This is a genomic window from Streptomyces virginiae, assembly GCF_000720455.1.
GTDB classification, from domain to species: Bacteria; Actinomycetota; Actinomycetes; order Streptomycetales; family Streptomycetaceae; genus Streptomyces; species Streptomyces virginiae.
In genome coordinates this window covers 49441-57550 of record NZ_JOAK01000036.1, presented here as the reverse complement: position 1 = coordinate 57550, position 8110 = coordinate 49441, and the positions used below count along the sequence as shown (strand labels likewise).

6 protein-coding genes and 1 pseudogene are annotated in these 8110 nt (G+C 72.1%); 3 read left to right on the top strand and 4 right to left on the bottom strand.

Annotation, left to right across the window (positions count from 1 at the left end; all coding sequences use genetic code 11):
* The coding region (locus tag IG86_RS0133810) for a HelD family protein (RefSeq protein ID WP_063761592.1) at positions 1–2091 on the bottom strand (2091 nt) is incomplete at its 3' end.
* Positions 2092–2400: 309 nt separating this feature from the next.
* Here IG86_RS0133810 and IG86_RS0133805 point away from each other — a divergent pair.
* Positions 2401–2586, top strand: coding sequence for a hypothetical protein (locus tag IG86_RS0133805; protein ID WP_030662445.1), 186 nt, complete (start codon positions 2401–2403; stop codon positions 2584–2586).
* Between the two features lie 16 nt (positions 2587–2602).
* Here IG86_RS0133805 and IG86_RS39375 read toward each other — a convergent pair.
* A pseudogene (locus IG86_RS39375) lies at positions 2603–3779 on the bottom strand (serine hydrolase domain-containing protein).
* A 340-nt stretch (positions 3780–4119) separates the two neighbouring features.
* On the opposite strand from IG86_RS39375, the gene IG86_RS0133795 reads away from it, so the two are divergent.
* Positions 4120–4899, top strand: a complete 780-nt coding sequence (locus IG86_RS0133795) for a glycosyltransferase 87 family protein (protein WP_078848380.1) — start codon at positions 4120–4122, stop codon at positions 4897–4899.
* Here the strand turns inward: IG86_RS0133795 and IG86_RS0133790 are convergent.
* Entirely contained in the window at positions 4857–6500 is a 1644-nt protein-coding gene (locus IG86_RS0133790; protein WP_030823491.1) for a DNA repair helicase XPB, read from the bottom strand. The genes IG86_RS0133795 and IG86_RS0133790 overlap by 43 nt on opposite strands.
* A gap of 375 nt (positions 6501–6875) precedes the next feature.
* Between IG86_RS0133790 and IG86_RS0133785 the strand changes: the two genes are divergently transcribed.
* Complete coding sequence (locus IG86_RS0133785) at positions 6876–7418, top strand: DoxX family protein (RefSeq protein WP_030823493.1); 543 nt, start codon at positions 6876–6878, stop codon at positions 7416–7418.
* Positions 7419–7422: 4 nt separating this feature from the next.
* On the opposite strand, the gene IG86_RS0133780 is transcribed toward IG86_RS0133785, so the two are convergent.
* Positions 7423–8013: a DUF4291 domain-containing protein gene (locus IG86_RS0133780; RefSeq protein WP_030823494.1), complete on the bottom strand. Its 591-nt coding sequence runs from the start codon at positions 8011–8013 to the stop codon at positions 7423–7425.
* Positions 8014–8110 lie beyond the last annotated feature (97 nt).

Genomic DNA, 8110 nt, shown 5'->3' with positions numbered 1-8110 from the left:
CGTCCGCGTGAGCGGAGGGGCCGGGGGGAGGGGGCAGGCGTGGAGGGCCGTCAGGCCCGAGACGGCTCGGGTGAGGCAGACGTACAGGCGGCGCAGGCCGGTCCGCTCGTCCGGTTCGCCGTCGACGATCGCCGCCGGCTCGTCGAGGACGACGTAGTCGTACTCCAGGCCCTTCGCCAGCGACGCCGGGACCAGCGCCAGGCGGGACTCCGCGGTCGTCTCCTCGCCGGGGGACAGGTACGGCATGCCCGCCGCCAGCAGGGCCTCGGCCAGGGCGGGGATGCGCGCGTCCGCCGCGATCAGGCCGATCGAGCCCTCCTGGGTCAGGGATTCGCGGCACGCGTCCAGCACCGCTGCGTCGAGATCCGCGACTTCGGCGATCCGCAAGGAACCCGGCGTTTCGCGGACCGAGGAGACCGGGGCCAGGCCCGGGGAGATCTCCGGCAGCAGGCGGGAGGCGTAGGCGATCACCTCGCGCGGCACGCGGAAGCCCGCCGTCAGCTCCTCCAGCACCGCCTGCGGCTTGCCCAGGTGCGCCAGCGCCTCGTCCCAGCTGCGCGTGGCCCACGGGGTGGTGCCCTGCGCCAGGTCGCCCAGGACCGTCGCCGAGCCGGTCGTGCAGCGCCGTCCCACCGCCCGGTACTGCATGGGGGAGAGGTCCTGCGCCTCGTCGAGGACGACGTGGCCGAGCGAGTGGGTGCGTTCCACCAGGTCGGCGGCCTCGTCGATGAGGACCAGGTCCGCCGCCGACCACTTCGCCGACTTCACGCTCCGGAACGGCTTGGGCCACAACAGGAGCTTCTGTTCGTCCGCCGTCAGGACGTCCTGCGCGTGGACGGCGAGGAAGTCCGGGTCGGAGAGGAGGCGCAGGACCAGCTTCGCCGGTTCGACGGGCGGCCAGATCTCCTTGACCGCCGCCTTGACGGCCGCGTTGCGCGCGACCGCGTCCTGGACGCGGTCGTCCGGGGCCTCGCCGGCCTGTTCCATCCGGACCAGGACGGCGTGGGCGATGCGCTGGGGGAGGGCGTCGCGGGCGGCGCCGTAGCGGATGTCGCGGTTCTGCAGCTCCTCGACCATCTCCTCCAGCTCGTACGCGGGCACCCGCCAGCGGCGCGAGCCGCGCACGACCATCAGCGGCTCCGTGGGGCGGCCGACGTGCGAGCGGACCGCGCGGCGCAGCACCTCCGCCATGCGGGCGTCGCCCTTGACGACGGCGGTCTCGGCGGGGTCGGCGCCGCGGACCTCCAGGCCCTCGCGGGCGACCAGGTCGTCGACGGTGGCCTGCTTGACCTCCAGCTCGCCCAGGGCGGGGAGGACCTGCTCGATGTAGTGCAGGAAGGAACGGTTCGGCCCGATGACGAGGGTGCCGGTGCGGGCGAGGCGCTCGCGGTGCGCGTACAGCAGGTACGCCACCCGGTGGAGGCCGACGGCGGTCTTGCCGGTGCCGGGGCCTCCCTGCACGCAGACGGAGCCGGACAGGCCGGAACGGACGATTTCGTCCTGTTCTGGCTGGATCGTGGCCACGATGTCGCGCATGGGGCCGACGCGCGGGCGCTCGATCTCCTGCTGGAGCAGCTTGCTGACGGCGGCCGTCTCGGCGGGGTCGGAGAGGTGTTCGTCCTCGTACGCGGTGAGCTCGCCGCCGGTGTAGCCGAAGCGGCGGCGCAGGGTGATGTCCTGCGGGTCCTTCTTGGAGGCCCGGTAGAACGGCTGGGAGACGGGTGCGCGCCAGTCGATGACCATCGGATCGCCGTCGGCGTCGTGGACGTGGCGGCGGCCGATGTAGAACTGCTCGCCCTCCGCGCCTTCGGCGAGCTCGGCGCCGGGGGCGTGGAGGTAGTCGAGGCGGCCGAAGAAGAGGGGCGTGTGGGCGAGGTCGGCGAGGGCCTTGATGCGGTCGTCGATCTGGGCCTGGAGGACGATCGCGTTGACCCAGTTCGCGGTGACGTCGCGGATGTCGAGGGCCTCGACGTCCTCGCGCATGGCGCGCAGGGCCGAGCGCGAGGCGGCGAGGTGGGCCCGTTCGCGTCCCAGCGGGTCGGCGGGCGGGGTCGCGTCGTCGGGGGTGGTGTCGGGGGCGTGCGCGGGCACGGGACTGCCTCCAGCTGCTGGTACGGAACAGATGCCCCCGGTTTCCGGCCGGCGGGCGGCTCTCCCCGATGAGGCGGTGGGAGGCGGCAAGAGCGGAGATTGTAGCCAGCGGGGCGGGCCCGCGCGAACGAATTCACCGGGCCGCAAGTCCGTCCCGGACGGGACGTCCGTACGGGTGTCGTACCCGGGAGCGTCAGACTTTCGGACACTCCCTAGGGGGCGGTGTGCGACGGGAGGAGGAGGCGGGGGGTGCTGGGATTAGCCCTCCGGAGCGATGTGGATCCGGTGGCGGCGGAGCACCATGGATTCATGAGCACCGCAACCTTCACCCCGATTCAGGGCGGCCGCCCGAGCGGCGCCACCGCCATCTCCGACTCCACCCCCCGCCACCGCCTCGGCAGCATGCTGCACGCCGCCAAGGTGTTCGCGGCGGCAGCGGTGAGCGTCGTCGTGCTGGGCGAGTACGCCGAGGACGCGGGCGTCATACGTCGCTGACGGCCCGCCCTCGGTGTCAGGCGTCGACCGCCTGGTAGACCGTGGTCCAGAAGTCGTGGATGAGCTGCGCCGGAGCGGCAGTGGTCAGTCCGACCTGTGTGAGCAGGATGCCGGTGATCCCGTTCTCCGGGTCGGCGTAGGCCGAGGTGCCGGTTCCGCCGTCCCAGCCGAACTGGCCGAGGGGCGCGTAGTCGCCGCGGTAGGTGCGCACCGCCATTCCGAAGCCCCAGCCACCCTGCTGTCCCTGGCCGAACGACACGTTGACGGGTGGTCATCAGCTCGACGGCGGGCCGGGACAGGATCCGCTCGGTGCCGTGCATGCCGTGGTCGAGCAGCATCCGGAAGTAGGCGTGGTAGTCGTCGACGGTGGAGACGAGCCCGCCGCCGCCGGCCTGGAACGCCGGGGGCGCGCTGTACTGCCCGGTCTTCGCCTCGTCCCAGACGGTGAACTCACCGGTCTGCGGGTCGGGAGCGTAGCTGGGCGGCAGCCGGTCGATCTTGTCGGCGGGCACGTGGAAGCCGGTGTCCTTCATCCCGAGCGGATCGAGGACGCGCTCGCGCAGGAACGTCTCGAACGGCCGGCCGGTGACCCGCGAGACGAGTACGCCGAGCACGTCGTGGCTGAGGTGGTACTGCCAGTGCTCGCCGGGCTGGCGCATCAGCGGCAGCGTGCCGAGGCGGCGCATCCACTCGTCCTGCTCGGGCAGCGGCGCCGCGCCCTGGCTGAAGACGCCGTTCTCGAAGATCGCGTTGAAGATCGGAGAGCCCACGGCGGTCAGGTCGATGCCGAGGCCGAAGGTGGAGGTCATCAGGTCCCGGACGGTGATCGGGCGCCGTGCGGGCTCGGTGTCGTCGATGGGGCCGTCGATCCGCTTCAGCACCTGGCGGCCGGCGAGTTCGGGCAGCCACTGGTCCACCGGGTCGTCCAGCCGCAGCCGGCAGTCGTCGAGGAGGGCCATCGACGCCGCCATGGTGACCGGCTTGGACGTGGACGCCATCCGGAAGATCGTGTCCCGGCTCATCGGCGCGCCACCGTCGTGGCGCATCGTCCCGATGGCCTCGACGTGCGTCTCCTCGCCGCGGCCGACCAGGGCGACCACACCGGGGATCTTCCCGGAGTCGACGTGGCGCGTCAGCACGTCGCGGATCTTGCGCAGACCGGCTTCGGAGAAGCCGCTGTTGCTCTTGTCCATGGTGATTCTCCCCGTAGTTGCGTTCGGCGTTTGCTGAACGACCCCGAAGCTACATTGCGTTTATGAATCGGTCAACAGAAAGAGGTGAGGCTAATCCCCTTTAATGGCAAGGTGTTTGGCTCTGCGTTGCAATGAATATGCAACTGAATGCAATGGACGATCGAGCTGCGCATTGCAATGACCTAGGAGTGAATGCATACGGTCGGGCCGTGGCCTGCGACGCGTACGACGGAGCGGAGCGAGCACGGAGCCGCCGAGCCGGTCCAGTGCCTCCGCGTCGGCCCGCAGGCCGCCCGCCCGGCCGGAGCGGCGAGTTGACTGATCCACTAGGGTCACGCGCGTGACCTTGAGCCCCGCCCCCAGCCGCTCGCCGTCTTCGTTCGCCGGTGTGCTGGTGACGGGCTCGCTGCTCGTGCTGGGCGTCCTGTGCATCGCCCTGCGCGTCCCGATGGCCGACGCCCTCGTCGAGGGCTTCTCCGCCGCCGATTGGCACCCGCCCGCCGGGTATCCGCCGTTCGCGGCGATCCTGTTCACGCCGGCCGCCTGGCTGCCGGCCGGGTTACTGAAGGCCGTCCTCGTCCTCGGCAACGCCGGCCTGCTCGCCCTGCTCATCGCCCTGTCCTGCCGCCTCGCGGGACTGCCGGCCAGGACCGGGCCCGTCCTGGCCGCCACCATCGCCGGGCTGTGGCTGGAGCCGCTGTTCCAGGCCCCGCTGCCCGGCCAGATCAACCTCGCCCTCGCCTGCCTGGTCCTGTGGGACCTCGGCCGCCCCGGCGCCGCCCTCGGCAAGGGCTTCGCGGTGGGCATCGCCGCCGGGATCACCCTGACCCCGGCGGTCCTCGTCCCGTACCTGCTGGCCACCCGCCGGGTCCGGGCCGGGCTGACGGCGCTGGCCGCGCTCGCCGGCACCGCCCTGCTCGGACGGCTGGTCCTCCCCGAGGAGTCCGCCGCGTTCTGGTCCCGGCACCTGGCCGCCACCGGCCGCGTCCTCGTCCTGGACGGTCCGGGCCTGTGGGTGTGGTGCGTCCCGCTGCTCACCGTGGCCGTCGCCCGGGTCCGGGCGGCCCACGGCCGGCGTCAGTCGTTGGCCAGCAGCTCGTCGGCGTCCATGATCCGGTAGGCGTAGCCCTGCTCGGCGAGGAACCGCTGGCGGTGCGCCGCGAAGTCCTGGTCGATCGTGTCGCGCGCGACGACCGAGTAGAAGCGCGCCTCGTGGCCGTCCGCCTTCGGGCGCAGGACACGGCCCAGGCGCTGCGCCTCCTCCTGGCGCGAGCCGAAGGTGCCCGACACCTGGATGGCGACGGTGGCCTCCGGCAGGTCGATGGAGAAGTTCGCGACCTTCGACACCACCAGCACGCTGATCTCGCCCTCGCGGAAGGCGCCGAAGAGCTTCTCGCGCTGCGCGTTGGAGGTCTCGCCCTTGATGACGGGCGCGTCGAGGTGCTCGCCGAGCTCGTCGAGCTGGTCGATGTACTGGCCGATGACGAGGGTCTGCTCACCCTTGTGCTTGCGCACCAGCGCCTCGGTGACCTTCCGCTTCGTCGCCGTCGTCGCGCAGAAGCGGTACTTCTCCTCCGTCTCGGCGGTCGCGTACGCGAGCCGCTCCGACTCGGTCAGGTTGACCCGGACCTCCACGCAGTCGGCGGGCGCGATGTAGCCCTGCGCCTCGATCTCCTTCCACGGGGCGTCGAACCGCTTCGGCCCGATCAGCGAGAAGACGTCCGACTCCCGGCCGTCCTCGCGCACCAGCGTCGCCGTCAGGCCCAGCCGGCGCCGTGCCTGCAGGTCCGCGGTGAACTTGAAGACCGGCGCGGGCAGCAGGTGCACCTCGTCGTAGACGATCAGGCCCCAGTCCCGGGAGTCGAAGAGCTCCAGGTGCGGGTAGACGCCCTTCCGCTTCGTCGTCAGGACCTGGTACGTGGCGATCGTGACCGGCCGGATCTCCTTGCGGGTACCGGAGTACTCGCCGATCTCCTCCTCCGTCAGGGAAGTCCGCTTGACCAGCTCGTGCTTCCACTGGCGGGCCGAGACGGTGTTCGTCACCAGGATCAGCGTGGTCGCCTTGGCCTTCGCCATCGCGCCCGCGCCGACCAGCGTCTTTCCGGCGCCGCAGGGCAGCACGACCACCCCGGAGCCGCCGTGCCAGAAGCCCTCGACGGCCTGCTGCTGGTACGGGCGCAGCGCCCAGCCGTCCTCGGCCAGGTCGATCGCGTGCGCCTCACCGTCGACGTACCCGGCGAGGTCCTCGGCCGGCCAGCCCAGCTTGAGCAGCGTCTGCTTGATCTGCCCGCGCTCGGAGGGGTGCACGGCCACCGTGTCGGGGTCGAGCCGCGCCCCGACCAGCGGGGTGATCTTCTTCGACCGCAGGATCTCCTCCAGCACCGGCCGGTCGGTGCTGGTCAGCACCAGGCCGTGCACGGGGTGCTTGGAGAGGGTGAGGCGGCCGTAGCGGGCCATGGTCTCGGCGACGTCGACGAGCAGGGCGTGCGGTACCGGGTAACGGGAGTACTCCACGAGCGCGTCGACGACCTGCTCGGCGTCGTGCCCGGCCGCCCGGGCGTTCCACAGCCCCAGCGGGGTGATCCGGTAGGTGTGGATGTGCTCGGGCGCCCGCTCCAGCTCCGCGAACGGAGCGATGGCGCGGCGCGCTGCTCCGGCGAGCTCGTGGTCGACCTCGAGCAGGAGGGTCTTGTCGCTCTGGACGATTAGTGGACCATTCACGCGCGGCGCCCCGTTTCACTCAGGTCAAACCTCCAGTGTGCCGTACCGGGCCGGGGGTGGGAACACGGCGCTTCGACGGGGCGGCCGGCACCCGGCGGAAAAGCAGCTGACGCCCGCGTGGCGACGCGTACGGTCCGCGCATGACCGATGCTCAGCACCCTTTCGTCCCCGCCGGATTCACCGTGCCGCGCACCTTCGTCGGCGACGGCTTCCGGCTGGAGCCCCTCGGGCCCGCCGGGAGCCCGGGCCGGGGCCGAACGGGTCGAGGACGGCCCCCCACGACGTTGCGGACCGATGATCGTGAAAGCGCCGTCATAGGGTGGCCGTCGCTCAGGCGACCAGGGGGGACCGGACGCTCCTGACGAACGGACGCTCATGACGCAGACACGGTTCGACCGCTCGCTCCTCTTCGACTCCTCGCCCCCCGCCTCCACCGTCGTCCACGACATCGGCCTGCTCGTCCTCCGGCTCGTCGTCGGCCTGTCGATGGCCGGCCACGGCACGATGAAGCTCTTCGGCTGGTTCGGCGGGCCGGGCCTCACCGCGACCGGCAAGGGCTTCACGATGGCCGGCTACCCCGCCGGGGACGCCATGGCCGTCATCGCCGGACTCTCCGAGACCCTCGGCGGCCTCGGACTCGCCCTCGGCCTGCTCACGCCGCTCGCCGGCGCGGCCCTGACCGGCGTCTTCGTCAACATCCTCGACGTCCGGGGCTTCGACGCCTACTTCCCGCCCAAGGGCATCGAACTCGAAGTCGTGCTGTTCGCCTCGATCATCGCCCTCACGCTCACCGGGCCCGGCCGCTACGCCGTCGACCACTACCTGCCGGTGCTGCGCGCGTCGCGGCCCCGCTACTCCGTGCTCGCACTGCTGGCGGGCGCCGTCGTCGGCTTCGTGGTCCTGCTCGTCCGGGACTGACGGCTCACGCCCCCAGGTGCGCCAGCGGCCCCGACGGGTAGGGCGTCTCCACCGGCAGCAGGGCGCGCGCCGCGTCGTCCTCGCCCGACCGGAGCAGGCCGTGGACCTCCCGCGCCAGCGGGGTCACATCGCGGATGGAGACCGTCCACTCGTCGGCGTACGCCCGCGAGGCCGGACCCGACAGGCCCAGCTGGAGCGAGCGGTACGGCAGCGGGTTCAGGTGCAGGTCGCGCTCCGGGTCCCACTGCACGCGGGCCGGCGCCCCGCGCAGCGACTCCTGCCAGGCCGCCCGGTCGGCGTGCACGCCCGCCTCGTAGTGCGACAGACAGGCCCCGCGCAGCGCCCGGTCGAAACCGTCGCGGGTGATCTCGACCGCGAGCACCGTCTCCTGGTCGGCCTTGGCGGCCCAGCCGCAGCGGTACATCATCCACAGGAACGACGGCTTGATCCACGTCATCCGCTCCCGCTTCCACGCCGGCGGGAAACGGCCGTCGCGGGCCGCCGGGATCCCCAGGTGGGGGGCGTAGGCCTGGTAGACGGTGATCGTGGTGTCGGTGTGGGCGGCGCGGATCTGGCGGTGCGGTACGTCTTGCATGGCCTCAGCGTCGCGGGCGCCGGGGCCGCGCCGCCAGCCGTTTTCCGTGCGGGTGCGACGCCGTTGCCGGGGGCGCCGCCCCCGGGCCCCCGCGCCT